Genomic DNA, 25455 nt, shown 5'->3' with positions numbered 1-25455 from the left:
TCACCACCACCGCGTCCTGGTACAGGCGGGCCACCCGCGCGCTGATCGCCGTGTCACACGGTGACGCCGCTGCAGTTTTCGGCACTTCTCCCGGTACCGCCGGGTTTGGAAGGGGCCGACTTGTGGCCGAAAACAGTCAGTCGCGGCCCGCGTTCCCCATCGCCCGCGTCAGCTCGATCTCGATCACCACGCGCGCCGGATTCGGCCTCGGCGCCCGCTCGTAGCGCTCGGCGAAACGCCGCTCCGCCTCCGCGACCCGCTCCGGCTCGGTCCGTACGAAGGCCCGGCCCTCCAGCGTCGCCCAGCGCCGCCCGTCCACCTGGCACACGGCCACCCGTGCCCCCTCCGGGCCGGCCGCCAGTACATTGCGCACCTTCGCGCTCGTCCCGCTCGTGATCACCCGGGCCAGCCGTGCCCCGGGATCGTACGTCACGCAGACCGGCACCACGTGCGGGCTGCCGTCGGGGCGGGGCGTCGTCAGCGTGCACAGGTGCCGCTCGCGCCAGAAGCTGAGGTACGGCGCGTCGGGAGCGCCCGGATCCTGCGGGTACGAGGTCATGGCCGGAACTTAACCACTCGGGTCTCCCGGACACCCCCTTGAGTGGAATAGACTCAACTTTGTAGACGTTGACCGAGTCAGCACTGGGAGACGTGGCGACAGCTGACGCCAGGAGGAGAAAGCGAACGTGGACGCCGAGCTGACCAACCGGAGCCGGGACGCCATCAACGCGGCCGGCAACCGGGCCGTGACGGAGGGGCACCCCGACCTCACACCCGCCCACCTGCTGCTGGCTCTGCTCCAGGGGCAGGAGAACGAGAACATCACCGACCTGCTGGCGGCCGTCGAGGCCGACCAGGCGGCGGTGCGGGCCGGCGCGGAGAAGATCCTCGCCGGGCTGCCCAGCGTGACGGGGTCCACCGTCGCCCCGCCGCAGCCCAACCGGGAACTGCTCGCCGTGATCGCGGACGCGTCCGAGCGGGCCAGGGACCTCGGGGACGAGTACCTGTCCACCGAGCACCTGCTCATCGGCATCGCCGCGAAGGGCGGCGCGGCCGGGGACGTGCTCACCGGCCAGGGGGCCAGTGCGAAGAAGCTGTCGGACGCCTTCAAGAAGGCGAGGGGAGGACGCAGGGTGACCACCGCAGACCCGGAGGGCCAGTACAAGGCCCTGGAGAAGTTCGGCACCGACTTCACCGCCGCGGCGCGGGAGGGGAAGCTCGACCCGGTGATCGGCCGGGACCAGGAGATCCGCCGCGTGGTGCAGGTGCTGTCGCGCCGTACGAAGAACAACCCGGTCCTCATCGGCGAGCCCGGCGTCGGCAAGACCGCCGTCGTCGAGGGGCTCGCCCAGCGGATCGTCAAGGGCGACGTGCCCGAGTCCCTGAAGGACAAGCGGCTCGTCGCGCTGGACCTGGGCGCGATGGTCGCCGGGGCCAAGTACCGCGGTGAGTTCGAGGAGCGCCTGAAGGCCGTCCTGGCCGAGATCAAGGACTCCGACGGGCAGATCATCACCTTCATCGACGAGCTGCACACCGTCGTGGGCGCGGGAGCGGGCGGCGACTCCGCGATGGACGCCGGCAACATGCTCAAGCCGATGCTGGCGCGCGGCGAGCTGCGGATGGTCGGCGCCACCACCCTCGACGAGTACCGCGAGCGCATCGAGAAGGACCCGGCGCTGGAGCGCCGCTTCCAGCAGGTGCTGGTCGCCGAGCCGACGGTCGAGGACACCATCGCGATCCTGCGCGGGCTCAAGGGCCGCTACGAGGCCCACCACAAGGTGCAGATCGCGGACAGCGCGCTGGTCGCCGCCGCCACCCTGTCCGACCGGTACATCACCTCCCGCTTCCTGCCCGACAAGGCCATCGACCTCGTCGACGAGGCGGCCTCCCGGCTGCGCATGGAGATCGACTCCTCGCCCGTCGAGATCGACGAACTCCAGCGCGCCGTCGACCGGTTGCGCATGGAGGAGCTGGCGATCGGCAAGGAGACCGACCCGGCCTCGCGCGAGCGCCTGGAGAAGCTGCGCCGCGACCTCGCCGACAAGGAGGAGGAGCTGCGCGGCCTGACCGCCCGCTGGGAGAAGGAGAAGCAGTCCCTCAACCGCGTCGGCGAGCTGAAGGAGCGGCTCGACGACCTGCGCGGCCAGGCCGAACGCGCCCAGCGCGACGGCGACTTCGACACCGCCTCCAAGCTGCTGTACGGCGAGATCCCGACCCTCGAACGGGACCTGCAGGCCGCCTCCCAGGCCGAGGAGGAGGCCGCCAAGGACACCATGGTCAAGGAGGAGGTCGGCTCCGACGACATCGCGGACGTCGTCGCCGCCTGGACCGGCATCCCCGCCGGCCGGCTGCTGGAGGGCGAGACGCAGAAGCTGCTGCGCATGGAGGAGGAGCTGGGCAAGCGCCTGATCGGCCAGGAGGAGGCGGTGCGCGCGGTGTCCGACGCGGTGCGCCGCTCCCGGGCCGGCATCGCCGACCCCGACCGCCCGACCGGCTCGTTCCTCTTCCTGGGCCCCACCGGCGTCGGCAAGACCGAACTCGCCAAGGCGCTCGCCGACTTCCTCTTCGACGACGAGCGGGCCATGGTCCGCATCGACATGTCGGAGTACGGCGAGAAGCACAGCGTGGCCCGGCTGGTCGGCGCCCCGCCCGGGTACGTCGGCTACGAGGAGGGCGGCCAGCTCACCGAGGCGGTCCGCCGCCGCCCGTACACCGTCGTGCTGCTCGACGAGGTCGAGAAGGCCCACCCCGAGGTCTTCGACGTGCTGCTGCAGGTGCTGGACGACGGCCGCCTGACGGACGGTCAGGGCCGCACGGTCGACTTCCGCAACGCCATTCTGGTGCTGACCTCGAACCTGGGCAGCCAGTTCCTGGTCGACCCGATCAGCTCGGAGGAGGAGAAGAAGGAGCAGGTCCTGGAGGTCGTGCGGGCCTCCTTCAAGCCGGAGTTCCTCAACCGGCTCGACGACCTGGTCGTCTTCTCGGCGCTGACCAAGCCGGAGCTGGAGCGCATCGCGAAGCTCCAGATCGACCGCCTGGCCAAGCGGCTCACCGAGCGGCGGCTGACCCTGGAGGTCAGCGGCGAGGCCCTGTCCTGGCTCGCCACGGAGGGCCTGGACCCGGCGTACGGCGCCCGGCCGCTGCGCCGCCTGATCCAGACCGCCATCGGTGACCGGCTGGCCAAGGAGATCCTGGCCGGCGAGGTCAAGGACGGCGACACCGTCCGCGTCGACTCCTTCGGCGACGGTCTCCTGGTGGGACCGGCGACCGGTGAGAAGGCCGGCAAGACGCTGTAACCGTTCCTAGTCAGTGAGCAGGAGTGAGTCTTGGACCCAAACCTGGTCACTGCGGACATCCCTAACGGTGTTGGGTGTCCTGGTCGCCCGCGTTCGCTCCGCGTCCGGTGGCACGCATCGTGTGCGTGGTCCGGGAATGCGGGGGCGGGTTCCCTCACGCCCTCGGTCACCGTGTCCGGCCTGGCCGGTCCGATGCCCACGACGATCGCTCCGGGTCCCTCGAGGCGAGCGTGCCCAGATGGTCACCGACCAGACGAAGGACCCGCTCGTCCTCGGCGGTCAGGTGCTTGAGCCGGTCGCGGACCGCCACACCCGACGGACCGGGGACGACGAACGGCGCCGCCAACTCCCGCAACCCACCCACCCCCGATCACCCTCACACCCACGCCGGCCAAAAGCCCGTCACCACCCTCAACGACCACCACCGGCAAAGGTCACACATTCGACTGAAGAACCTCCGTTCCCGCCCAGGGGGATGCACGTGCCACAGCCCGGACACTCACTCACGCGCGCCAGATGGCACCTGTGCGCAGTCAGCCACCAGCAGTCCACAACCCCCGCACGGCTCGGGCCCGTCACCCCGGTGGGTGACGGGCCCGTCCGTGTCCGTCGCCGGGCTCCCGGAGGACCCCGGCGACGGAGTGGGCAGGACGGATGCGGCTCCCCCTGCGGGAGCTCAGCTGCCCCGTGTCAGCTGCCTCCACCGCATCCGCCGCCCCCGCCGCACGACGAACCGCCCCCGCAGGACGAACCGCCGCCGCACGAATGGCCGCCACCGCAGGAGTGACCCCCGTGGTGGCCCCCGTGGTGCCCGCCGTTCGAGCCGCTGCCGCTGTCGCCCCCGCCGGCCCACCAGCTGCTGTCCCCGCCGTACGGGCGTCCGCCCGACCCGCGGACCGACCGGACCCGGCCGCCCCTGCGTGCCGCGCTGACGAGGACCGCCACGAAGACGATCCCGGCGATCACGATGATGCCGGTCATGGCGTCACCGTCCTCTCGATTCCCCCGAAGCAGCCCCCCGTGGGTGCCTCGCCGTGGTGCGTGCCCGGGGGATGCCCGGCCCGGCCGCCGGCCAAAGCAGAGTTGAGCGAATTCTGAGCCTCGGCGCCTTAATCGCTCTTGCTCAGTCACGAGGAACGGTCTGATGAGGAAGGTGTCCAGCAGGATGCCGAAGGCCATGCCGAAGCCGAACGGGAACAGTTCGCGGATCGGTGCGCTGCCGGTGCGCGCGGATCGCGCGTTCTAGAGGTTCGCGGCCGGAATGCGCAGGCGTCCGTCCTGGACTTCGGCGATCCGGTCGACGGCGGTGAGGTGGGTGCGGTCGTGGGTGACCAGGACGGTGGCGGTGGCCCGCTGGTGGGTGAGGCGGGTGATGAGGCCGATGACGGCGGCGCCCCGTTCGTGGTCGAGGGCGCTGGTGGGTTCGTCGACCAGGAGGACGGTGGGGTCGTTCATCAGGGCGCGGGCGATGTTGACGCGCTGGCGCTGGCCGCCGGAGAGCTGGTGGGGACGGCGGCCGGCCCGGTCGGCGAGACCGACGGCGTCGAGGAGTTCCATCGCCCGGGTGTGGGCGGTGCGGGGTTTGCGGCCGTCGATCCGGGCCATGACCTGGAGTTGTTCGACGGCGGTGAGGGAGGGCAGCAAGTTGGGCTGCTGGAAGACGATGCCGATCTTGTGGCGGCGCAGTTCGGCGAGTTCGCCGCGGCTGAGGCCGGTGGTGGTCCGGCCGTCGACGGTGACGGTGCCGGTGTCGGGGGTGATCAGGGTGGCGGCGACGGCGAGGAGGCTGGACTTGCCGGAGCCGGAGGGGCCGACCACGGCGGTCAGGCTGCCCTGGGGCACGTCGAGGGTGACGTGGTCGAGGGCGGTCAGGCGGGCGTCGCCGTCGGGGTAGGTGAGGGTGACGTCGGTCAGGCTCAGGCTCATCGGGCGCTCCCCAGGGCGGTCAGCGGGTCGACGGAGGTGATACGGCGGATGGACAGGGCGGCGCCGAGCACGCCGAGGAGGACGATCACGGCGGCCGGGACCAGCACCGTGGCGGGGGTGAGGAGGAAGGGCACGGCGCTGCCGGACACCAGGGCGCCGAGGGCGGCGGCCATGCCGGTGCCGATCAGGGTGCCGCCGGTGAGCAGGACGACGGCCTGGCCGAGGGCGTCCTCGAGCAGGCCCGCGGTGGAGGCGCCCAGCGCCTTGAGGACGGCTACGTCGCCGCTGCGCTGGATGGTCCAGACGGTGAAGAAGGCCCCGATGACCAGGGCGGAGATGGCGAACAGGAAGCCGCGCATCAGCTGCAGGGAGCCGTTCTCGGACGTGTAGGAGCCGATCGCGGACAGCGAGTCCTCGGTGGTGACCGTTCTTGTGCCGGCCTGGTGGTCGAGGGCGGTCACATCGGCCTCGGAGGTGGTGTTCAGTGCGATGACGGTGGCCCACGGGCCCTGCCCGCCGCCGGCGGGCGGCGCGGTCCTCCGCCAGGTGTCCAGACCGGTCCAGATCACCGGGGTGTGGCTGAAGTGGGCGTCGCCCTCGACCGCGGCCACCGTCAGCCGCCGGCCTGCCAGGGTGAGGGAGTCGCCGGCCCGCACGCCGAGGCCGGCGGCGGCCGCGGTGGACAGCACCACCGCGCTGTCGGTGATCTTGTCGCCGGCCGGGGCGAGGCGGGAGCCGGGCTCGACGCCGAAGACCGAGACCCCGGTGCTCCGGTCCCCGGCGGTGGCCCTGGTCGTGGTGATCCCCAGCGGCTCGGCGTTCTCGACGCCGGGCGCCCCGGACCACCGCTGCCACTGCCGCTCGGTGACGGTGGAGCTGGAATACGACAGGTCCTGCCCGCCGGTGGGCGCCTGGAAGGCGATCCTGTCGGCGGGCAGGGACGTGATCGCGGAGATGTTCTGCTGCCCCAGTCCGGCCGTCAGCCCGGACAGCAGCCCGACCAGCAGGGTGATCAGCACGATGACGGTCCCCATCAGGGCGAAGCGCCCCTTGGCGAACTTCAGGTCTCTCCAGGCGACGAACACGGCCTCGGCCTGTCCTTTCCGGCGGCGGAATCGGTACGACTCCACCGTCGCCGCCGGCCCCCTGTGCGCGCGTCCGGCGCAGGACCGCACTTGGCGGGCCGAAAGACGGCGCACGGCTGCTAACTTTCGATGGAGGCCGCCAGTGGCCGGCCTTCGTAACCTGGGACGCACTGTGAACACCGCCGCCCCCGCCCTGACCCCGACCACCCGGGCCCTGGCCTGGTGCCTGCACCTGCTGATCATCGGCCTGCTCGCGCTGGCCGCCGGACGGGCCGTGGCCGACGGCCGGCCCCACGCCGGGTGGATCGTCGCCGCGTCGGCGGCGTGCGGCCTGGTGTACGCGGTCGGACCCACGCTGCCGGGCGTCGGCGGCTCGCGGCGGGCCGCCGCGCTGTGGCTGGCCGCCGTGGGCATCTGCTGGCTGACGGTGCTCGCGCTTTCTCCCGACGCCGTGTGGGTGGCCTTCCCGCTGTACTTCCTCCAGCTGCACCTGCTGCCCCGCCGCGCCGGACTGGCGGCCGTGGCCGCCACCGCCGCCGCGGCCGTCGCGGGCTTCGCGGCCCACCAGCACTCCTTCAGCCCCGCCATGGCCATCGGCCCCGCGCTCGGCGCCGCCGTGGCGGTCGCGGTGGTGTGGGGGTACCAGGCCCTGTACCGGGAGAGCGAAGACCGCCGCCGGCTGATCGAGGAGCTCACCGCCACCCGCGCCGACCTGGCCGCCGCCCAGCACACCGCCGGCGTACTGGCCGAACGCGACCGCCTGGCCCGCGAGATCCACGACACCCTCGCCCAGGGCCTGTCCAGCATCCAACTGCTGCTGTGCGCCGCCGAACGAGCACTGCCCGAGGCGCCGCAGAACGCAGCCCGCTACGTCGACCAGGCACGGCAGGCCGCCGTCGACAACCTCGCCGAGGCCCGCCGCTTCGTCGCGGCCCTCACCCCGCCCACGCTGGAAGGCACCACCCTGGCCGGCGCCCTGGAACGACTGTGCACCACCACGTCCGCCCGGCACCGGCTCACCGCGCGCTTCCACCTCACCGGCGACCCCGCCCCGCTCACCACCGCCCACGAGGTCGCGCTGCTGCGCATCGCCCAGTCCGCCCTGGCCAACACCGTTCACCACGCCGAGGCCACCACCGCGGACGTGACCCTCCGCTACGTCGGTGACCATGTCGCCCTCGACGTCGTCGACGACGGCCGGGGCTTCGACCCTGCCCGCCTGCCCGCTCCCGACCCCGAGGCCGGCGGGTTCGGACTGGCCGCCATGCGCGCCCGTGTCCAGGCCCTCGGAGGTACCCTCACCATCGAATCCGCCCCCGGCCACGGCACCGCCCTGGCCGCCCGGCTGCCCCTCGCCCCGCCGGCCGAGACCGAGGTCCGCCCGTGACCGACAGCGCCCCCATCCGCCTGCTCCTGGCCGACGACCACCCCGTGGTACGGGCCGGGCTGCGCGCCGTGCTGGAGACCGAACCCGGCCTCGTCGTCATGGCCGAAGCCGCCACCGCCGAGGACGCCGTCACCCGCGCCGCCGAGGGCGACATCGACGTCGTGCTGATGGATCTGCAGTTCGGGAAGGGCATGGGCGGGGCCGAGGCCACCGCCCGGATCACCGCCCGGCCGGGAGCCCCCCGGGTGCTGATCGTCACCACCTACGACTCCGACGCCGACACCCTGCCCGCCATCGAGGCCGGCGCCACCGGCTACCTCCTCAAGGACGCCTCGCCCGAGGACCTGGCCGCCGCCGTACGCACCGCGGCAGCCGGACGCACCACGTTGGCGCCCACGGTCGCCGACCGGCTGATGAACCGGCTGCGCGCGCCGGGCGCCGCCCTGACCCGGCGGGAGACCGAAGTCCTCGCCCTGGTCGCCGACGGCCTTTCCAACCAGGCCATCGGCGACCGCCTCCACCTGACCGAGGGAACGGTCAAGTCCCACCTGGCCCGCATCTACGCCAAGCTCGACGTCGACTCACGCACCGCCGCCGTCGCCACCGCCACCGACCTCGGCCTCATCCGCCGCTGACCCGAGCTCGCACGGACGCCCGGAGCGGTGGCGCGGGTTCAGCAGGGAGCGGTGACGTTGCCGCAATAGATCCAGCCGTAGAAGTCGTGCGGGGTGCCGTTGCCGGCCGTGTACCGGACGTAGTACCAGAGGTTTCCGGCCGGATTGCGGGCGCTGTGGTCCCAGTACAGCGACTCACCGGAGTAGGTCTGGATGACCACGTCGCAACTGGCCTTGTAGCACGTCCTGATCGGACCCCCGAGTGAGGTGGTCCGGGTCCACGCGGCGGCGGAGACGTCGCCGCCGCCGGGGCCGGCGGCGCTGTCCCCGGCGGCGGCCGGGGTGGCGGCGAGCCCGGTGCCGAGCGCGGCCGCGACGGCGGCGACGGCGAGTGAGCGTCGGATGAGCATGGTGTTTCCCCCTTCGCTGGTCTGTGTCCAGGCTGCCGGTGAACGGCGGTTCTGTCGTTGGCGATTCACGCCAAGTGCTCGGCGGCGGGCGTCAGGTGCTCGGTGATCCGCGCCGGGTGCCCGGTGATCCGCGCCGGGCCGGGGCCCCGCCGCGGCTCGCCCGGAGGAGACGGCAGGTTGAGGAAATCCGCGGCTTCGGCGCACGATGACCGGCATGACCTCCACCACCCGCCCGCCGCTCAACCGCCGGCTCGCCGAGTTCGGGACGACGATCTTCGCCGAGATGTCGGCGCTCGCCCTGCGGACCGGGGCCATCAACCTGGGCCAGGGCTTCCCCGACACGGACGGCCCCGAGGAGATCCGCGAGGCGGCCGTACGGGCGCTGCGCGACGGCCGCGGCAACCAGTACCCGCCCGGCCCGGGCGTCCCCGAGCTGCGCGCCGCCGTCGCCGCCCACCAGCAGCGGCGGTACGGGCTGGCCTACGACCCCGACACCGAGGTCCTGGTCACGGCGGGCGCCACGGAGGCCATCGCCGCCTCGCTGCTCGCCCTCCTGGAGCCCGGCGACGAGGTGATCGCCCTCGAGCCGTACTACGACTCCTACGCCGCCTGCATCGCGATGGCGGGCGGCACCCGCGTGCCGGTCACCCTGCACCCGCACGAGGGAAGCTTCCGGCTGGACCTGGACGAACTGCGCGCCGCCGTCACCGGCCGCACCCGCCTGCTGCTGATCAACACCCCGCACAACCCCACCGGCACCGTCCTCACCCGCGAGGAACTCGCCGCGATCGCCGAGCTGGCCGTCGAGCGGGACCTCCTCGTGGTGACCGACGAGGTCTACGAGCACCTGGTCTTCGACGACGCCGAACACCTGCCGCTGGCCGGTTTCCCCGGCATGCGGGAGCGGACGGTGACCATCGGATCGGCCGGCAAGACCTTCTCCTTCACCGGCTGGAAGGTCGGCTGGGTGACCGCGGCCCCCGGCCTGGTCGCCGCCGTCCGCTCGGCCAAGCAGTTCCTGACCTACGTCGCCTCCGGGCCGTTCCAGTACGCCGTCGCCGAGGCGCTGGCGCTGCCGGACGCCTACTTCGCCGCGTTCCGCGCGGACCTGCTCGCCAAGCGGGACCTGCTGGCGGCCGGGCTGACCAAGGCCGGGTTCCAGGTGTTCAGGCCCGCCGGGACCTACTTCATCACCACCGACATCCGTCCCCTCGGCGAGAAGGACGGCTTCGCCTTCTGCCGCGCCCTGCCGGAGCGGGCCGGTGTCGTCGCCATCCCCAACGCCGTCTTCTACGACCACCGCGAGGCGGGAGCCCCGTTCGTCCGCTTCGCGTTCTGCAAACGCACCGAGGTTCTCGAAGAAGCCGTGGAGCGACTCATGGGCCTCGGAGGTTAGCGGGCGTCCGTCTCGGGCTCCGGGCGCGGGAGCTCGTCGAGGTCGAGGGTGAAGGTGCGGCCGTCGGCCAGCGGGATGGGGAGCTTGCCCGTGCCGTACCTGTGGGTGTGCGCCGCGATGTTACCGGTGGTGGTCGGCTGCGTGTGGACGACGACTTCCTGGGCGTAGGGGTCCACGACCAGGTAGACGGGGATGCCGTAGCGGCCGTACTTCGCGGTGCAGCCGTCGTAGTCCTGGCGCGCGGAGGAGGTCGAGACGACCTCCGAGATCAGCAGGACGTCCTCGAAGCCGTAGCGCTTGCCCTCCCGGCGGGCGTCCTCGCGAAGGATCGCCAGATCGGGGGCCGAGTTCTCGTCGGCGGGGAAGTCGATGCAGACGTCGGAGGTGATCTTTGCGTGGCGTCCGAGCGAGACGATCGTGTCGTACTGCATCGACTTGATCGTGCTGGAGTGCTCGAAACTCCGCGGAGTCATGATCACCTTGCCGTCGGCCCCGAACAGGACCGTGTATCCCTTGGGGAACTCGGTGTGCACGATCGCGTCGACGCTCATGGACGGCTCCTCCCCGTGTGCGGTCACGATACGACGGAGAGGGGCGCGGCCCGGGGCCGTCACGTCGCCGTGCCGGGCGGGCGGGGGCGTACCCGGCCGGACGCACACCGGTCGCGGGGCTCGCGGGCGGGCTGCACTGTGCCGGTGTGACCCACGCCAGCACGCTCGCCCGCCCGTCCGTCGCCCGGCCCGGCGCCCGGGGCCGCGCCCACCTGCCGACGGCGGCGGCGCTGGCCGGTGCCGTCGGCCTGTTCGCCGCCGCCCGGCTGCTCGGCGTCGCCGTGCTGGCGCTCGCCGCGCGGGCGACCGGGCAGCAGCCGCTCGCACTGCTCGGACGGTCCTGGGACTCGGCGTGGTACCTGGGGATCGCCGCCCACGGGTACGGCCGCACCCTGTACTTCGGCGACGGCACCGTCCAGAGCGACCTGGCGTTCTTCCCGCTCTACCCGGCGCTCGTGCGGGCCGTGACCGCCGTCAGCCCGCTCGGCTGGGGCGCGGCCGGGCTGGCGGTGTCGTGGCTGGCGGCGGTCGTGGCCGCGGGCGGCATCCACGCGCTCGGCGACCGGCTGTACGGCCGGACGCCGGCCACCGTGCTGGTGCTGCTGTGGGGCCTGCTGCCGCACTCGGTGGTGCTGACGATGGCGTACACCGAACCCGTGCTCACCGCGTTCGCCGCCTGGTCGCTGTACGCGGTGCTCACCGGGCGCTGGGTGTGGGCGGGGGCGCTGGCCGCCCTCGCCGGGCTGTCGAGGCCCAACGGACTGGCGGTCGCGGCGGCGGTGCTGGCCGCCGCGGGGCACGAGGCGTGGCGGCGGCGCGGGAGATCCGTCCACAGGCTGTGGACGGGCGCCGCGCTCGCGCCGCTCGGCTGGACGGCGTACGTGCTGTGGGCCGGCCTGCGCACGGGCGACGTGCCCGGCGGCTACTTCCGCATCCAGCGGCTGTGGGGCTCCCGTTTCGACCTGGGGCGCGGCTCGCTGCGGTTCGTGCGGCACCTGCTGCTGCACGGCGACCGCTTCGTCTTCCCCGTGGCGCTGCTGACCGTCGCGGCGGCGGCCGTGCTGTACGCCCTCCTGCTGGCCGACCGCGCCCCGCTGCCGCTGCTGGTGTACGCAGGCGTCCTGCTGCTGATCGCGTTCGGCGGCTCGGGCTTCTTCGAGTCCAAGCCCCGCTTCCTGCTGCCGGCCTTCCCGCTGCTGCTGCCGCTCGCCCGGGCCCTGGCCCGCACGGCGAGAGCCCGGCCGTGGCACGCGACCGTGGTGGTCGGCGCCCTGGCCGGGCTCTCGTTCGGCTACGGGGCGTACCTGGTGGTACTGGCCCGGGTGCCCCTGTAGGGCTAGGTGGCGGGAGGACTACTCCGCGTCGTCCCCGGGCTCGTCCCCGGGCTCGTCCGCGTCGTCGATCTCCTGCTCGAGGCCGAGCTGCTCCACGAGCCACCGGTCGAACTCGATGGCGGCCCGCACCCAGCTGACCGTGGAGGAGACGAAGTGCTCCAGGCTGACGCCGGTGCCGATCAGCATCTGCGCCTCGCCGATCAGGCGGACGGTGCCGTCGTCGTGGGTGTGGCTGTAGACCTTGGGCCAAAGGGTCCGGCGGTTCCAGTCGTCGATGGACTCCAGCAGCTGGGCCTTCTCCTCGATGCCGTGCGGCCGGTCGTAGAACGTCCGCACCGAGAAGACCTGCTGGTCGCCCTCGCCGCGGAACATGAAGTACGTGCGGAACTGCTCCCACGGAGCGGCGAGGTCACCCTCTTCGTCGACGACGTACTTGAGCTCCATCTGGTCGAGGAGCTGCTTCACGAGGTCCTGATCCGGGATGACGGGGCCCGCCGGTCCCTGGTTCTGCGGCTCGGGCTGGCCCCCGAAGTTCGGAATCGAGGACGGGTCGATGGACATACTTGGACACTCCTGCGGTCGTCTGGCTCGTCCGGTCGTCGCTGAGACCAGACGTACTGCCCACCCTCTCTCTCTTGGCACGTGACCGGCAACCTTGCCTGGCGGGCGGCGCCGCCCAGCGGGCAAGGTTGCCGGGCCCGGCGCTCGGGCCCCCGGCGCTCGGGCCGCCGCGCGGGGTCCGCGGGCGCGCTCCTCGCGCGCTCCGGCGCGCGCCATGGTTGAACAGTTGAGCTGTGCAGCCCTCTCAGGGATGGAAACGCCACGAAGTTGGGTAAAAACGCTGTGGCGGCGCCACAGTTCGTGATTCCCTCTAAAACACCAACGCGGCCCTCGGACGTCCCGTGCACATCCTCCCGACGTCCCGACCGGGCCGGCCGGTCCGGTCTTCCGGTGCCGGCCGGCGTGCGCCGGACCCAGACCTCCTTGTTTGCGTGCTTGCGGAGCCGATCCATGCTCACGACCCTGAACACCGCCTACACCGACACGTCCGCGGCCGACCTCGCCTGGGCCCTGGGGCGCGAGCCGCTTCCGGCGCTGGCCACACTCGATCTCGAACTCACGGGCGCCAAGCTGCAGTTGCGGCTGCTCGGCGCGTCGCACCAGGTGCTCCTGGAGGAGGCGCGGGGCACCTGCTCGGAGACGGTCGCCTGCATCGCGGGCAGCAGCACTCCGCTGCCGCTGGGCGTCGCCAAGCGCGTCGACGACTGGGAGTACGAGTTCGCCGCCCGGGTCGAGGTTCTCTCGCCCGGCTCCTTCGCGGGCCGCGCCCAGGAGTTGCTCGCCCTGGTCTCCGACCACCCGCACGGCCTCGCCGGCGTCTTCCCGGGCAGTCCGCACGCGTTCACCGCGATGCTCGCCCACCACCACGAGGGGCAGGTGCACTGGCGGACCTGGCACGCCTATCCGCAGGACGGGCAACTGGTGGCGACCCGGACCCGGGTCGGGGTGCCGACACCGGCCGCCCGGCTCGCCGCCCGCCGCGCCGACCGCAGCCCGTCCTGGGCCTGACGCGAAGGGCTGACGCGAAGGGCTGACGCGAACGTGTGAATCCCGGCGGACGGTGGTTCCACACGTGTGGGTGACAAAACGTGACCGCTCCGTGACGTAACGTCGCAGTCGTGATCGAACAGCACGCCCCGGCCCCGCCCCGCCGCCCGCTGCCGCTCCCCTGGGCGGCGCCGGCGCGGCTGCCCGTCCCGCCGCGGACGGGACGGTTCCTGGTCCTGGCGTGCGCCTTCGTCTGCGCGGCCTGCGGGCTCGTGTACGAACTCGAACTCGTCGCCCTCGCCTCGTACCTGACCGGGGACTCGGTCACCCAGGCGTCCGTCGTGCTGTCGGTCATGGTCTTTGCGATGGGCGTCGGCTCGCTCGCGGCGAAGAGACTGCGCCGGCACGCCGCGGCCGGCTTCGGCGCGATCGAGGCCGTGCTCGCGCTCGTCGGCGGCTGCAGCGCGATGGCGCTGTACGCCGTCTTCGCCTGGACCGGTGCCTGGGGCGGGCTGTGGGCGAGCGGACCCCGCTGCCTCCTGGTCGCCTTCTCCCTCACCATCGGCCTGCTGATCGGCGCCGAGGTCCCGCTGCTGATGGAGCTGATCCAGCGCATCCGGCGGCAGGACCCGGGCGGCGCGGTCGCCGACCTGTTCGCCGCCGACTACGTCGGCGCCCTCGTCGGCGGCCTGGCCTTTCCGTTCCTGCTGCTGCCGCTGCTGGGCCAGCTGACCGGCGCCCTGATCACCGGCACGGTCAACGCCGTCGCCGGCGGCGCCCTGGTCCTCGGTCTGTTCCGCGGCGACCTCAGCCGCCGCGCCCGCCGGCTGCTGCTGGCCGCCAACGTCGCCGTGCTGGGCGTCCTCGCCTCCGCGGCCGTACTCGTCGGCGACTTCGAGACCGCCGCCCGGCACGCGGTGTACGGCGACGACGTGCGGGTGGCCCTGCGGACCGGCAGCCAGGAGCTCGTCCTCACCGGCGGCACCCGCGGCCGCCCCCTCGCCCTCTTCCTCGACGGCCGGCTGCGTGCCGGCGGCCGCGAAGAGCGGCGCTACCACGAGGCACTGGTCCACCCCGCGATGAACGGCCCCCACGCGCGCGTGCTCGTCCTCGGCGGCGGCGACGGACTGGCCGCGCGCGAGGTGCTGCGCCATCCGGGCGTGCGCCGGGTGGACGTCGTCGAACCCGACGCCGCCGTCGTGCGGCTGGCCCGCCACGACCCGGCCCTGTCGGCCCTCAACGGCCACGTCTACGACGATCCGCGCGTGCACGCGCGCACCGCGGACGCCTTCCGCCGCCTGCGCGGCGCGCCCCGGGCGGCGTACGACGTGGTGATCTGCGACCTGCCCGACCCGGACATCACGGCGAGCACCAAGCTGTACTCGCAGGAGTTCTACGGGCTGGCCCGCCGCGTGCTCGCGCCCGGCGGCCGCCTGGTGGTCCACGCCGGCCCGGTCGCCACCCGGCCGCGCGTGTTCTGGACGGTGGACGCCACGGTCCGCGCCGCCGGACTGCGCACCGCCGCCTACCGCGTCGTCGGCCCCGACCCCGGCCTCACCTCGGGCCCCGGCGGCTCCGCGGGCTCCGACCGCTCCACGGGCCCTGACGGCTCCACCCCGGACCGCTCCACCGGCGCCTCCCGCGCCCCGGGCGACTGGGGCTTCGTGCTGGCCGCCCGCACGGTACCGCGGCTCGGCCTGGATCCCGGCGCCCCGCGCCCGCGCACCCTCACCCCCGCACGCCTGGCGGCGGACGCGCGGGCGGCGGCCCGCACCCGGGTCGGCGGCCTGCGCCCGTCGACGCTGGTGCACCCCCGGTACGCGTACTGAGCGGCACGCGCGCGTGAGGTCGGCACGCGAGCGAGGACGGCGCGCGTGGGCGGTCCGTCCCTCCCCCCGGACAGGGACGGACCGCCCACGCTCCCCCCGTCGTGGGTCAGACGACGTTCAGCGTGTTGTACGAGGCGACCTTCCAGCCGCGGCTGTTGTTCAGCTTCAGCAGGTACTTGCCGCCGCTGCGCTTGAACGTCACGGAGTGCTTGTCGCCGGCGTAGGAGACGGTGCCGTCGCCCCAGTCGGCGAGGAAGACGTCGGCGAAGCCGAGCGTCTTCGGGCCCGCCTTGCCGTCCACGGTCAGACCCGCCCCGAAGTCGCGGTTGAACATCTTCTGGAGCTGCTTGACCGCGTAGGTCGTGTTGGGGCCGTACTTCCCGTCGATGTCGGACCAGTCGAACGCCGTGCCGTTCTGCTCCTTGACGCCCTCGGCCCACAGGATCTGCTGCACCAGCGCGGTGGCGTTGCTGTGCGAGTGGCTGGAGGCGGAGAGGGTGCCCTCGTCGCCCCAGTCGTTCATCGTGTTGCCCGCTCCGGAGACGTAGCCCTGGGCGATGCTGGCCGACGCCGGCGAGGCGGTGAGGGCGAGAGCCCCGCCCACGGCCGCGACGACGGCGACCGAGACGACCTTCGTACGCAGTGCCATGTCAGATGTCCCTTCCGGCCGTAAGGCGGGGCTCCCCCGTTGGTCACCCCCCTTGCGACCCACACCGAGAAGCTACGGGCCCGCGGTCCCCGGCCGAATCCCGCCGAAGGTGGATCCGCGGGCCAACTCCCGCGGTAACCGCGCGGTTCCTACAACTTCCGCGGTACCCCGGCAGACTGACGCCCCGTCCGCACCCCGCGGCTACCCTGCGGCAATGCGGATCCGCCCCCTCGTGGCCGACGGCCTGATCGCCACGGCCCTGACCACCGTGGCCGTCCTGCTCGGCAGGGAGGCCGTCGCCCAGGGGTGGGACGCGCTCGACCCGCTCGCCTGGACGCTCATCGCCCTGGCCAACCTGCCTCTCGTCTGGCGTACCAGGGCCCCGCTGGCCCTCTGCCTCTTCGTCCACGCGGTGATGGCCGGCTACGTCTCCCTCGGTTACTGGCCCGTGGTCGGCTCCTTCGGCCCCATGCTCGCCCTCTACACCGTGGCGTCCCTGCGCCCCACCCGCACCACCGCGGCCTGCGCCGCGCTGATGGCCGGCCTCTGGATCTACGCCGGGCTGGTGACCGACGGCAGCTCCATGGCGTCCGTCGTGGCCCAGGCCATCGCCTGGCCCCTGGTGCTGTGGCGCTTCGGCTACCTCGCCCGCAGATCGGCCGAACTGACCCGGCACCTGCGCGCCGAACAGGCCGAACGGGCCCGCCGCGAGGTCGCCGAGGAGCGGGTGCGCATCGCCCGCGAACTGCACGACGTCGTCGCCCACCACATGGCCGTCATCAACGTCCAGGCGGGCCTGGCCCGCTTCGTCTTCACCTCCGACGCCCGCACCGCGCGCGAGGCCCTCGACACCATCGAGGGCGCGAGCGGCGAGGCACTGGCCGAATTGCGCCGCATGCTGGGCCTGTTGCGCGCCGACGGCGTCCAGGGCGCCGACCGCGGGCCCGCCCCCGGCCTGGACCAGCTGGCCGACATGGTGGACCGGGTGCGCGCGGGCGGCGTCCCGGTGGACCTCCGCGTCACGGGCGAGCCGCGGCCGCTGCCCCCCGGCGTGCAGCTCTGCCTCTACCGCGTGGTCCAGGAGGCCCTGACCAACGTCCTCAAGCACGCGCCCGGCGCCCGGGCCGGCGTCGAACTCGCCTACCGCTCGGGCGAGGTGACGGTGTCGGTCACCGACGACGGGAGGGGGGTGGATCCGGCCACATCGAACGAGCAGGGCGGCCACGGCTTGATCGGGATGCGGGAGCGGGCCAAGCTCTACGGCGGGACGATCGTCGTCGGCCCGCGCAGCGAGGGGGGATTCGGCGTGCACCTGACCCTGCCGACGCCGGCACGCACCGCACGCCGTGGGGACGCCGTCGCGGAATGACCGACTCCTTGACCGGTGACGAGGCCCGCCCGATCAGGGTGCTCGTCGTCGACGACCAGTTCCTGGTGCGCAGCGGACTGGTCGCCCTGCTGCGCGCGGCCCCCGGCATGGAGGTCGTGGGCGAGGCCGCCGACGGCGCGGAGGCGGTCGCGCTGGCCGCGAACACCCGCCCCGACGTGGTGCTGATGGACATCCGCATGCCCGGCACGAACGGCATCGAGGCGACCCGGCGCATCCTCGCCGAGGCGTCCGACCCGGCCCCGCGCGTCCTCGTCCTGACCACCTTCGACCTCGACGACTACGTCTACGGCGCCCTGCGCGCCGGCGCCTCCGGCTTCCTGCTGAAGGACGCCGGGCCCGAACGCCTCCTCGCGGCGGTGAACGCGGTGCACGGCGGCGACGCCCTGTTCGCCCCCGCCGTCACCCGGCGCCTGGTGGAGGCGTTCACCCGCACGGCCGACGGCCCGCCCGGCGCGGCGACGCCCGGCCTGGCCGCCCTCACGGCGCGCGAACAGGAGGTGCTCCGGCTCGTCGCCCGGGGCCTGACCAACGCGGAGGCCGCCGACCGGCTGTTCATCAGCGAGGCCACGGTCAAGACCCACCTCAACCGCACGATGACCAAGCTGGGCCTGGCCAGCAGGGCGCAGGCGGTCGTCGTGGCCTACGAGACGGGTCTGGTGACGCCGGGGAGCGCCTCCTAGAGGTCTCCTGGAGGGCGGTCGTTTTCGCTCGACGGGGGTGCAGGATCCGGCCTCCTGGGTAGGCTCCGCTTCCATGGAGCATGAGGTGTTCGTTCCGGTTCCGGCCCAGCGGCTGAGGGACGCCCTCGCTGATCCCGCGCAGGTGGCCCGGGCGGTTCCCGGGCTCCAGCAGGACGCCGGCAGCGAGCTCGTCGCCGGGCGGCTGAAGGTGCGCGTCGGCAGCCACTCCGTCACCTACCGCGGCTCCGTGCGCGTCACCGCGCGGGACGACGGTTCCTACGCCGCCGAGGGCGAGGCAACCGAGAGCCGCGGCACCGGCTCGGTCAAGCTCGCCCTCACCCTCCGCGTCCGGGACGCGGACGACGGCTCGACGCTGTCCTTCGAGGGGACGGCCGCCGCGGACGGCCGCGTCACGGAACTGCCGGCCGAGTCGGTCGCCGCCGCCGTGACCCGGCTGCTGAACCGTTTCGCGGAGAACCTGGCCGCGGCGGAGGAGGAGCCGCGGCCGTCCGTCTTCGACGTCGAGGTCCCGCCGCCCTCCCTCGCCCCCGACGAGGACGGCGAGGAGAACGAGGCCGGGGACACGGACGCGGACCGCCCCCTGCCCGCCTCGGACGTGCCGGACGTGTCCGAGGACTTCGCCGACGCCGCCGAGCCTCCCGCCGAGGCGGCCCACGCCCGCCGGACGATGATCGGCCGCAGCGCGGAGGAGGTCGACCACGCGCCGCCCCGCGGCCGCTACGCCCCCGTGCCCGCCCCGCAGACCGTCACCGAGGGCTCGGCCCTGCGCTGGGCGGCCCCCGCGGCGGCCGTCGTGCTGGCGTCGGCCATCGTGCTGGGCCGGGCGCTGCGCAGGCGTCACTGAGACGCCTACGGGGGCGCGATCACCCCAGTAGGGTCGTGGTCGTGAGCAACGACGACATCACGCTGACCGCGGGCGACGCGGAGGTGACCGTGCAGCCGGCCAACGGCGGCCGGGTCGGGGGACTGCGCGTGGGCGGGACGGAACTGCTCCGCCAGGGCGAGCGCTACGGCTGTTTCCCGATGGTCCCCTGGTGCGGCCGGATCAGGGACGGCCGGTTCCGGGACGGCGCCACCGTCCACCAGATGCCGCTCAACGCCCCGCCGAACGCCATCCACGGCACCGCACGCGACGGCGCCTGGCGCACCGCCCGCGTCACGGAGGACGAAGCCGTCCTCACCTACGACCTGACCGAGCCGTGGCCCTACCCCGGCCGCGTCACCCAGGTGATCGCCCTCGCCCCCGACGCCCTGACGCTGACCATGTCCGTCGAGACGTACGAGTCGTCCTTCCCGGCCCAGATCGGCTGGCACCCGTGGTTCAACCGCAGCCTGGACGGCGCGGACGTGCGCATCGGCTTCACGCCCGCCTGGCAGGAGGAGCGCGGCCCCGACCACCTGCCCACCGGCAACCGCGTCGACCCGCGCCCGGGCCCGTGGGACGACTGCTTCGGGATGCCCGGCGGCGTCAACGTCACCCTCACCTGGCCCGGCCGGCTGGAGCTGAGGGTGACCAGCCGGGAGGAATGGGTCGTGCTCTACGACGAGCAGGAGGCCGCCGTCTGCGTCGAGCCGCAGACCGGCCCGCCGAACGGGCTGAACACCCTGCCCCGCCTGGTCACCCCGCTCCAGCCGCTGGAAGCCGCCACCACCTGGACCTGGCGGCCCGCTTAAGCTGGCCGGCATGAGCGATGTGAGAGCCGCGCTGTTGCAGCAGATCAAGGACAAGGCCGTGGTGCACGGCAAGGTGACCCTGTCGTCGGGGCTGGAGGCCGACTACTACGTCGACCTGCGCCGCGTCACCCTCGACGGCGAGGCCGCCCCGCTGGTCGGCCAGGTGCTGCTGGACCTGACCGCGGACCTCGACTTCGACGCGGTGGGCGGCCTGACCATGGGCGCCGACCCGGTCGCGGGCGCCATGCTGCACGCGGCCGCCGCGCGCGGCAGGCGGCTGGACGCCTTCGTGGTCCGCAAGGCGGCCAAGGCGCACGGTCTGCAGCGGCGCGTGGAGGGCCCGGACATCGCGGGCCGCCGGGTCCTCGTCGTGGAGGACACCTCCACCACCGGCGGCTCCCCGCTGGCCGCGGTCGAGGCGGTGCGTGAGGCGGGCGCCGAGGTCGTCGCCGTCGCCACGATCGTCGACCGGGCGACCGGCGCCGCGGAGAAGATCCAGGAGGGCGCGGGCGTCCCGTACCTCTTCGCCTACTCCAAGAACGAGCTGGGGCTGGACTGACGGCTGGACCGGCCCCGCCCGGTGGCGCCCGGCCGGTGCGCCCGGCGTCCGGGGCTGGATCACCGGCTCATGTCTGGAAAGATGGGGACGACGACGACGTCACCCCCTAGGTCTAGGTCAGGGCCGTAGTACGCAGAACGCAACCCGCACAGTCAAGGAGCGGACACATGCCCATCGCAACTCCCGAGGTCTACAACGAGATGCTGGACCGGGCGAAGGCAGGCAAGTTCGCCTACCCGGCCATCAACGTGACCTCCTCCCAGACCCTGCACGCGGCCCTGCGCGGTTTCGCGGAGGCGGAGAGCGACGGCATCATCCAGATCTCCACGGGTGGCGCCGAGTTCCTGGGCGGCCAGCACAGCAAGGACATGGTCACCGGCGCGGTGGCCCTGGCCGAGTTCGCGCACATCGTCGCCAAGAAGTACGACGTCACGGTGGCCCTGCACACCGACCACTGCCCCAAGGACAAGCTCGACGGGTACGTGCGTCCGCTGCTGGCGATCTCCGAGGAGCGGGTCAGGGCCGGCCAGAACCCGCTGTTCCAGTCCCACATGTGGGACGGCTCCGCGGAGACCCTCGCCGACAACCTGGCCATCGCCCAGGAACTGCTGGAGCGCGCCCGCGCCGCGAAGATCATCCTCGAGGTCGAGATCACCCCGACCGGCGGCGAGGAGGACGGCGTCTCCCACGAGATCAACGACTCCCTCTACACCACCGTCGACGACGCGATCCGCACCGCCGAGGCGCTGGGCCTGGGCGAGAAGGGCCGCTACCTGCTGGCCGCCTCCTTCGGCAACGTGCACGGCGTGTACAAGCCGGGCAACGTGGTGCTGCGTCCGGAGCTGCTGAAGGAGCTGGCGGACGGCGTCGCCGCCAAGTTCGGCAAGGCGTCGCCGTTCGACTTCGTCTTCCACGGCGGCTCCGGCTCCACCGAGCAGGAGATCGCGACCGCGCTGGAGAACGGCGTCGTGAAGATGAACATCGACACGGACACCCAGTACGCCTTCACGCGCCCGGTCGTGGACCACATCTTCCGCAACTACGACGGCGTCCTGAAGGTCGACGGCGAGGTCGGCTCCAAGAAGACCTACGACCCGCGCACCTGGGGCAAGCTGGCCGAGGCCGGCATGGCGGCGCGCGTCGTCGAGGCCTGCGCCAACCTGCGCTCCACCGGCACCAAGATCAAGTAACCGCTCGTAGTACCTCCCCGGGAGCCCGGCGCCCGTCCACGGCGCCGGGCTCCTGCACGCCCGGACGGCCTCACCGGGGGAGGGGCGTGGGCGCCGCGGGTGGACCCGGCGGGTGGTGTGGGGCTGTCCGCCGGCGGCCGTCCGTCCGCGGTCCGTCCGAAGCGCGGCCGTCCACGCGGCTGGACGGATCGCAGGAGCCGCGGTGCTCGCCGGCGGTACCTGGCCGGGAGCCGGGCGCCCGCCCACGGCGGGGGGCTCCCGCGTGCCCGGGCGGTGGCTGTTGTCCGGCCGGCCTCACCGGGGGTCGCGACCTCACCGGGGGCTCGTGGGCGCCGCGGGCGGACCTGGCGGACGCGTCGGCTGTCCGTCGGCGGGCGTTCGTCTGGGTCCGTCGGCGGGCGTTCGTCCGCGGTCCGTCGGCGGGCGTTCGTCCGCGGTCCGTCCGACCGGCGGCCGTCCGCGTGGCCGGACTGGTCGCAGGGGCCGCGGTGCTTGTCGGCGCTACCTGGCCCGGCGCCCACCCACGGCGCCGGGCTCCCGGCTGCCCAGGCGGTGGCCGTTGCCCGGCCGGCTTCACCAGGGGGCCGGCCTCACCGCGGCGGCCGTGGGCGCCGCGGGTGGACCCGGCGGGCGGTGTCGGCTGTCCGCCGGCGGCCGTCCGCCTGCGGTCCGGCCGAAGGAAGGCCGTCCGCGCGGCCGGACGGATGCTGGGGCCGCCGTGCCGTCGGCGGTACTCGGCCGAGAGCCCGGCGCCCGCGCACGGCGTCCGGCTTCCACGTGGCCGGGCGGTGCCTGCCGGTCGGCCCACCGCGGTGCCGGCCTCACCCCGGGAGGTCGTGGGCGCCGCTGGTGGGCCTGGCGGGCGGTGTCGGCTGTTCGCCGGCAGCCGTCTGTCTGCGGGTGCGTCCGAAGTGTGGCCGTCCGCGCGGCCGGACAGATCGCCGATCCCGCCGTGTCGTCGGCGGAATCGGCGGTGGTCTCGCGACCGTAGGCCGCTGCCGCCGGAGCGCCGCTGCCGCTGTAGGCCGCTGCCGCCGGAGCGTCGGAGCGCCGGAGCGTCGGAGCGTCGGAGCGCCAGAGCGCCGGAGCGCCGGAGCGCCAGAGCGCCGTCGTGCCGGACGGGTCCGTCACTGCTCCGTCGGCGGAGGGCCGGGTGCGCGGGCACCCGCGGCGAGCGTGGTGGGTGCCCGGCCGCGCCGGGAGCGGATGGCGCAGACTGGGGGCATGGCCATTCACGAGAACCTTCTCGGGGGTCCGCCCCCGACCCGCCTCCCCGACGACCCGGAGCCGCGAGAGCTGCTGGCGAGCGGCGCCGCGCCCGCCGACGTCGCCGCCAAGTACCCGACGTCGTCGCTGGCCTGGGCCCAGCTGGCCGACGCGGCGTTCGAGCGGGGCAGCGTCGTGGAGTCGTACGCGTACGCCCGCACGGGCTACCACCGGGGCCTGGACGCGCTGCGCCGGGCCGGCTGGAAGGGGCACGGGCCGGTGCCCTGGGAGCACGAGCCGAACCGCGGCTTCCTGCGTGCCCTGCACGCCCTCGCCCGCGCCGCGCAGGCGATCGGCGAGCAGGAGGAGTACGAGCGCTGCACCCAGTTCCTGAAGGACTCCTCACCGGCGGCCGCCCAGACCCTGGGCTGACCGTCCGGCCCGCGCCCGGCCCGCCTGACGTGCTCAGGCGGGCCTTGCCTTTTCGGCGGACCATCGAAGAAGATGCCCGGCGGGGACCGGGGCCCCCGTGTCGGTAACGGCAGGGGCGGACCGCTACCCGGAGCAACAACAGGAGACAGCGATGTCACACGAGGCCCACGCGCCCGAGACCCCGCATCTCGACTTCGCAGGTACGACGCCGTACGAGGACTACGTCAAGGCGGACGTGCTCACCCACCTCCAGCACCCCCTCTCCGACGATCCCGGAGAGATGGTCTTCCTGGTCACGACCCAGGTCATGGAGCTGTGGTTCACCGTCATCGTCCACGAGTGGGAGACCGCGGCCCGCGCCCTGCGCGCCGGCGACGTACCGACCGCGATCGCCGCGCTGAAGCGGTCCGTGCGCGAGCTGGAGGCGCTGAACGCCTCCTGGAAGCCGCTCGGGCAGCTCACGCCCGCCCAGTTCAACTCCTACCGCGGCGCCCTGGGCGAGGGGTCCGGCTTCCAGTCGGCGATGTACCGCCGGATGGAGTTCCTGCTCGGCGAGAAGTCCGCGTCCATGCTGGTTCCGCACCGCGGCGCGCCCCGCGTCCACGCCGAACTGGAGAAGGCGCTGCACGAGCCGAGCCTCTACGACGAGGTGCTGCGGCTGCTCGCCCGGCGCGGCCACCCGATCCCCGGCGCGGTGCTGGACCGCGACGTCTCCCTGCGCTACGAGCCGTCCGACGCCGTGGAGGCCGTCTGGGCCGCGGTCTACGCGGGCGACGAGAGCGACGAACTCGCCCGGCTGGGCGAGGCGTTGTCCGACGTGGCGGAGCTGGTGTGGCGCTGGCGCAACGACCATCTGGTCGCCACCCGCCGCGCGATGGGCGCGAAGCCCGGCACGGGCGGCTCGGCCGGGGTCGCCTGGCTGGAGAAGCGTGCGCAGAAGAACGTCTTCCCCGAGCTGTGGACGGCGCGGTCCCATGTCTGAACTCATCTCGCGGGCGGCGGAGTTGGACGCCGCCGACGAACTGGCCTCGCTGCGCGAGCGGTTCGTGCTCGAGGACGCCGGCGACACCGTCTACCTGGACGGCAACTCGCTCGGCGCGCTGCCGGTGACCGTCCCCGGGCGGCTGGACGACGTCGTGCGGCGGCAGTGGGGCGAGCTGCGCATCCGGTCCTGGGAGGAGAGCGGCTGGTGGACGGCGCCGGAACGGATCGGCGACCGGATCGCCCCGCTGGTCGGGGCGGCGCCGGGGCAGCTCGTCGTCGGCGACTCGACCAGCGTGAACGTCTTCAAGGCCCTGGTGGGGGCGGTGCGGCTGGCCGGTGAGGGCCGGGACGAGATCCTCGTCGACGCGACGACCTTCCCCACGGACGGCTACATCGCCGGTTCGGTGGCGCGCCTGACCGGGCGCACGCTCCGTCCGGTGGCGCCCGCGGACGTGCCGGCGGCGCTGTCCGACCGTACGGCCGCCGTGCTGCTCAACCACGTCGACTACCGCACCGGGCGGCTGCACGACCTGCCGGCGCTGACGGCGGCGGTGCACGCGGCGGGCGCCGTCGCGGTCTGGGACCTGTGCCACAGCGCGGGCGCGCTGCCGGTGGGGCTCGACGAGCACGGCGTCGACCTGGCGGTCGGCTGCACGTACAAGTACCTCAACGGCGGCCCGGGTTCGCCCGCCTACCTGTATGTGCGCCGCGAGTTGCAGGACCGCTTCGACTCGCCGCTGCCCGGCTGGAACTCCCACGCGGAGCCCTTCGGCATGCGGCCGGAGTACGCGCCGGCCCCCGGCGCCGTGCGCGGCCGCGTCGGCACCCCCGACATCCTGTCCATGCTCGCCCTGGAGGCGGCGCTGGAGGTCTGGGACGGGGTGCGGGTGGAGGCGGTGCGGGCCAAGTCCCTCGCGCTGACCGACTTCTTCCTGCGGTGCGTGGCGGAGTACGTCGCGCCGGGCCGGGTGGAGTCCCTGACGCCGGTGCGCCACGAGGAGCGCGGCAGCCAGGTCGCGCTGCGCTGTTCCCCCACTCTCGACTTCGCTCGAGCGGGAGGTGCCCCCATCGCCGGTGACGTGATGAAGCGGCTGGTGGAGCGCGGGGTGGTGGGCGACTTCCGGCACCCGGACGTGCTGCGTTTCGGCTTCACGCCGCTGTACGTCGGGTTCGGGGACGTGGAGCGGGCGGCCCGGGTGCTGGGAGAGGTGCTGGGGTAGCGGCCGACGGGGCCGGTCCGGGCTCGTCGGAGTCCGGCCGGTCCGGGCCGGCGCCGGTTCTGACGCGTCCGCGT

The 25455-nt window shown here is 73.6% G+C and carries 24 protein-coding genes and 1 pseudogene; 16 read left to right on the top strand and 9 right to left on the bottom strand.

Annotated elements, in window-relative coordinates:
* Positions 1 to 136: 136 nt before the first annotated feature.
* Positions 137 to 559, bottom strand: a complete 423-nt coding sequence (locus AB0G63_RS07495) for a TIGR03618 family F420-dependent PPOX class oxidoreductase (RefSeq protein ID WP_360745716.1) — start codon at positions 557 to 559, stop codon at positions 137 to 139.
* 127 nt (positions 560 to 686) lie between these two features.
* On the opposite strand from AB0G63_RS07495, the gene clpB reads away from it, so the two are divergent.
* Positions 687 to 3296 (top strand): ATP-dependent chaperone ClpB, encoded by a 2610-nt coding sequence (clpB, locus tag AB0G63_RS07490; RefSeq protein WP_360745713.1) that lies wholly within the window; start codon positions 687 to 689, stop codon positions 3294 to 3296.
* Between the two features lie 6 nt (positions 3297 to 3302).
* Here the strand turns inward: clpB and AB0G63_RS07485 are convergent.
* From AB0G63_RS07485 to AB0G63_RS07470, 4 genes and pseudogenes are all read right to left on the bottom strand, one after another.
* Positions 3303 to 3509, bottom strand: a pseudogene (locus tag AB0G63_RS07485) (IS200/IS605 family accessory protein TnpB-related protein); the annotation flags it as partial.
* 477 nt (positions 3510 to 3986) lie between these two features.
* Positions 3987 to 4277, bottom strand: a complete 291-nt coding sequence (locus AB0G63_RS07480; RefSeq protein ID WP_360745710.1) for a hypothetical protein — start codon at positions 4275 to 4277, stop codon at positions 3987 to 3989.
* Positions 4278 to 4538: 261 nt separating this feature from the next.
* Entirely contained in the window at positions 4539 to 5222 is a 684-nt protein-coding gene (locus tag AB0G63_RS07475; protein WP_360745707.1) for an ABC transporter ATP-binding protein, read from the bottom strand.
* The gene (locus AB0G63_RS07470) at positions 5219 to 6307 is read right to left on the bottom strand and encodes an ABC transporter permease (RefSeq protein WP_360745704.1); all 1089 of its coding nucleotides are present in this window, start codon (positions 6305 to 6307) and stop codon (positions 5219 to 5221) included. Before AB0G63_RS07470 ends, AB0G63_RS07475 begins: the two co-directional genes overlap by 4 nt.
* A 172-nt stretch (positions 6308 to 6479) precedes the next feature.
* Here AB0G63_RS07470 and AB0G63_RS07465 point away from each other — a divergent pair, with 172 nt between their 5' ends.
* Complete coding sequence (locus AB0G63_RS07465; RefSeq protein WP_360745701.1) at positions 6480 to 7694, top strand: sensor histidine kinase; 1215 nt, start codon at positions 6480 to 6482, stop codon at positions 7692 to 7694.
* On the top strand, positions 7691 to 8329 hold the full coding sequence (locus AB0G63_RS07460) for a response regulator transcription factor (protein ID WP_360745698.1): 639 nt from the start codon (positions 7691 to 7693) through the stop codon (positions 8327 to 8329). Before AB0G63_RS07465 ends, AB0G63_RS07460 begins: the two co-directional genes overlap by 4 nt.
* Before the next feature lie 38 nt (positions 8330 to 8367).
* Here AB0G63_RS07460 and AB0G63_RS07455 read toward each other — a convergent pair whose 3' ends face one another.
* Positions 8368 to 8718: a hypothetical protein gene (locus AB0G63_RS07455; protein ID WP_360745695.1), complete on the bottom strand. Its 351-nt coding sequence runs from the start codon at positions 8716 to 8718 to the stop codon at positions 8368 to 8370.
* A 205-nt stretch (positions 8719 to 8923) separates the two neighbouring features.
* Between AB0G63_RS07455 and AB0G63_RS07450 the strand changes: the two genes are divergently transcribed.
* Complete coding sequence (locus tag AB0G63_RS07450) at positions 8924 to 10114, top strand: pyridoxal phosphate-dependent aminotransferase (protein ID WP_360745692.1); 1191 nt, start codon at positions 8924 to 8926, stop codon at positions 10112 to 10114.
* On the opposite strand, the gene AB0G63_RS07445 is transcribed toward AB0G63_RS07450, so the two are convergent.
* Positions 10111 to 10665: a Uma2 family endonuclease gene (locus tag AB0G63_RS07445; RefSeq protein ID WP_360745689.1), complete on the bottom strand. Its 555-nt coding sequence runs from the start codon at positions 10663 to 10665 to the stop codon at positions 10111 to 10113. The two genes, AB0G63_RS07450 and AB0G63_RS07445, sit on opposite strands and share 4 nt — an antisense overlap.
* 212 nt (positions 10666 to 10877) lie before the next feature.
* On the opposite strand from AB0G63_RS07445, the gene AB0G63_RS07440 reads away from it, so the two are divergent.
* Positions 10878 to 11999: a hypothetical protein gene (locus AB0G63_RS07440; RefSeq protein ID WP_360745769.1), complete on the top strand. Its 1122-nt coding sequence runs from the start codon at positions 10878 to 10880 to the stop codon at positions 11997 to 11999.
* An 18-nt stretch (positions 12000 to 12017) separates the two neighbouring features.
* Here the strand turns inward: AB0G63_RS07440 and AB0G63_RS07435 are convergent, their stop codons facing one another.
* Positions 12018 to 12560 carry a YbjN domain-containing protein gene (locus tag AB0G63_RS07435; RefSeq protein ID WP_360745686.1) on the bottom strand — a complete coding sequence of 181 codons (543 nt, stop codon included), beginning with the start codon at positions 12558 to 12560 and terminating at the stop codon, positions 12018 to 12020.
* A 450-nt stretch (positions 12561 to 13010) separates the two neighbouring features.
* On the opposite strand from AB0G63_RS07435, the gene AB0G63_RS07430 reads away from it, so the two are divergent.
* Both AB0G63_RS07430 and AB0G63_RS07425 read left to right on the top strand, forming a co-directional pair.
* The gene (locus AB0G63_RS07430; protein WP_360745683.1) at positions 13011 to 13568 is read left to right on the top strand and encodes a DUF2617 family protein; all 558 of its coding nucleotides are present in this window, start codon (positions 13011 to 13013) and stop codon (positions 13566 to 13568) included.
* Between the two features lie 110 nt (positions 13569 to 13678).
* Entirely contained in the window at positions 13679 to 15376 is a 1698-nt protein-coding gene (locus AB0G63_RS07425) for a polyamine aminopropyltransferase (RefSeq protein WP_360745680.1), read from the top strand.
* A 106-nt stretch (positions 15377 to 15482) separates the two neighbouring features.
* Here the strand turns inward: AB0G63_RS07425 and AB0G63_RS07420 are convergent, their stop codons facing one another.
* Complete coding sequence (locus AB0G63_RS07420; RefSeq protein ID WP_360745677.1) at positions 15483 to 16025, bottom strand: peptidoglycan-binding domain-containing protein; 543 nt, start codon at positions 16023 to 16025, stop codon at positions 15483 to 15485.
* 214 nt (positions 16026 to 16239) lie between these two features.
* On the opposite strand from AB0G63_RS07420, the gene AB0G63_RS07415 reads away from it, so the two are divergent.
* From AB0G63_RS07415 to kynU, 9 genes are all read left to right on the top strand, one after another.
* Positions 16240 to 17394 carry a sensor histidine kinase gene (locus AB0G63_RS07415; RefSeq protein ID WP_360745674.1) on the top strand — a complete coding sequence of 385 codons (1155 nt, stop codon included), beginning with the start codon at positions 16240 to 16242 and terminating at the stop codon, positions 17392 to 17394.
* A complete protein-coding gene (locus tag AB0G63_RS07410) occupies positions 17391 to 18095 on the top strand; it encodes a response regulator transcription factor (RefSeq protein WP_360745671.1) in 705 nt (234 codons plus the stop codon). The genes AB0G63_RS07415 and AB0G63_RS07410 overlap by 4 nt, the downstream gene beginning before the upstream one ends.
* A 73-nt stretch (positions 18096 to 18168) precedes the next feature.
* Entirely contained in the window at positions 18169 to 18960 is a 792-nt protein-coding gene (locus AB0G63_RS07405) for an SRPBCC domain-containing protein (protein WP_360745668.1), read from the top strand.
* 41 nt (positions 18961 to 19001) lie between these two features.
* Positions 19002 to 19790 (top strand): aldose 1-epimerase, encoded by a 789-nt coding sequence (locus AB0G63_RS07400; protein WP_360745665.1) that lies wholly within the window; start codon positions 19002 to 19004, stop codon positions 19788 to 19790.
* A 10-nt stretch (positions 19791 to 19800) separates the two neighbouring features.
* Entirely contained in the window at positions 19801 to 20349 is a 549-nt protein-coding gene (gene pyrE, locus AB0G63_RS07395; RefSeq protein WP_360745662.1) for an orotate phosphoribosyltransferase, read from the top strand.
* 167 nt (positions 20350 to 20516) lie between these two features.
* Positions 20517 to 21539: a class II fructose-bisphosphate aldolase gene (gene fbaA / locus AB0G63_RS07390; RefSeq protein WP_360745659.1), complete on the top strand. Its 1023-nt coding sequence runs from the start codon at positions 20517 to 20519 to the stop codon at positions 21537 to 21539.
* Between the two features lie 1224 nt (positions 21540 to 22763).
* Complete coding sequence (locus tag AB0G63_RS07385) at positions 22764 to 23177, top strand: DUF3151 domain-containing protein (protein ID WP_360745656.1); 414 nt, start codon at positions 22764 to 22766, stop codon at positions 23175 to 23177.
* 151 nt (positions 23178 to 23328) lie between these two features.
* Positions 23329 to 24159 carry a tryptophan 2,3-dioxygenase family protein gene (locus tag AB0G63_RS07380; RefSeq protein WP_360745654.1) on the top strand — a complete coding sequence of 277 codons (831 nt, stop codon included), beginning with the start codon at positions 23329 to 23331 and terminating at the stop codon, positions 24157 to 24159.
* Complete coding sequence (kynU, locus tag AB0G63_RS07375) at positions 24152 to 25381, top strand: kynureninase (RefSeq protein ID WP_360745651.1); 1230 nt, start codon at positions 24152 to 24154, stop codon at positions 25379 to 25381. Before AB0G63_RS07380 ends, kynU begins: the two co-directional genes overlap by 8 nt.
* Positions 25382 to 25455: the final 74 nt, after the last annotated feature.

The organism is Streptomyces sp. NPDC020996 (assembly GCF_040641355.1).
Lineage (GTDB): Bacteria > Actinomycetota > Actinomycetes > Streptomycetales > Streptomycetaceae > Streptomyces.
Note: the sequence above shows the minus strand (reverse complement) of the source record. Positions and strands in the feature narration are given on the sequence as shown.

Excerpts from the sequence above, each read along its gene's own strand:
- AB0G63_RS07495 (WP_360745716.1), bottom strand. The coding sequence starts at position 559 with ATGACCTCGTACCCGCAGGATCCGGGCGCTCCCGACGCGCCGTACCTC.
- AB0G63_RS07480 (WP_360745710.1), bottom strand. The coding sequence starts at position 4,277 with ATGACCGGCATCATCGTGATCGCCGGGATCGTCTTCGTGGCGGTCCTC.
- AB0G63_RS07475 (WP_360745707.1), bottom strand. The coding sequence starts at position 5,222 with ATGAGCCTGAGCCTGACCGACGTCACCCTCACCTACCCCGACGGCGAC.
- AB0G63_RS07455 (WP_360745695.1), bottom strand. The coding sequence starts at position 8,718 with ATGCTCATCCGACGCTCACTCGCCGTCGCCGCCGTCGCGGCCGCGCTC.
- AB0G63_RS07450 (WP_360745692.1), top strand. The coding sequence starts at position 8,924 with ATGACCGGCATGACCTCCACCACCCGCCCGCCGCTCAACCGCCGGCTC.
- AB0G63_RS07445 (WP_360745689.1), bottom strand. The coding sequence starts at position 10,665 with ATGAGCGTCGACGCGATCGTGCACACCGAGTTCCCCAAGGGATACACG.
- AB0G63_RS07435 (WP_360745686.1), bottom strand. The coding sequence starts at position 12,560 with ATGTCCATCGACCCGTCCTCGATTCCGAACTTCGGGGGCCAGCCCGAG.
- AB0G63_RS07430 (WP_360745683.1), top strand. The coding sequence starts at position 13,011 with ATGCTCACGACCCTGAACACCGCCTACACCGACACGTCCGCGGCCGAC.
- AB0G63_RS07420 (WP_360745677.1), bottom strand. The coding sequence starts at position 16,025 with ATGGCACTGCGTACGAAGGTCGTCTCGGTCGCCGTCGTCGCGGCCGTG.
- AB0G63_RS07415 (WP_360745674.1), top strand. The coding sequence starts at position 16,240 with ATGCGGATCCGCCCCCTCGTGGCCGACGGCCTGATCGCCACGGCCCTG.
- AB0G63_RS07410 (WP_360745671.1), top strand. The coding sequence starts at position 17,391 with ATGACCGACTCCTTGACCGGTGACGAGGCCCGCCCGATCAGGGTGCTC.
- AB0G63_RS07405 (WP_360745668.1), top strand. The coding sequence starts at position 18,169 with ATGGAGCATGAGGTGTTCGTTCCGGTTCCGGCCCAGCGGCTGAGGGAC.
- pyrE (WP_360745662.1), top strand. The coding sequence starts at position 19,801 with ATGAGCGATGTGAGAGCCGCGCTGTTGCAGCAGATCAAGGACAAGGCC.
- fbaA (WP_360745659.1), top strand. The coding sequence starts at position 20,517 with ATGCCCATCGCAACTCCCGAGGTCTACAACGAGATGCTGGACCGGGCG.
- AB0G63_RS07385 (WP_360745656.1), top strand. The coding sequence starts at position 22,764 with ATGGCCATTCACGAGAACCTTCTCGGGGGTCCGCCCCCGACCCGCCTC.
- AB0G63_RS07380 (WP_360745654.1), top strand. The coding sequence starts at position 23,329 with ATGTCACACGAGGCCCACGCGCCCGAGACCCCGCATCTCGACTTCGCA.
- kynU (WP_360745651.1), top strand. The coding sequence starts at position 24,152 with ATGTCTGAACTCATCTCGCGGGCGGCGGAGTTGGACGCCGCCGACGAA.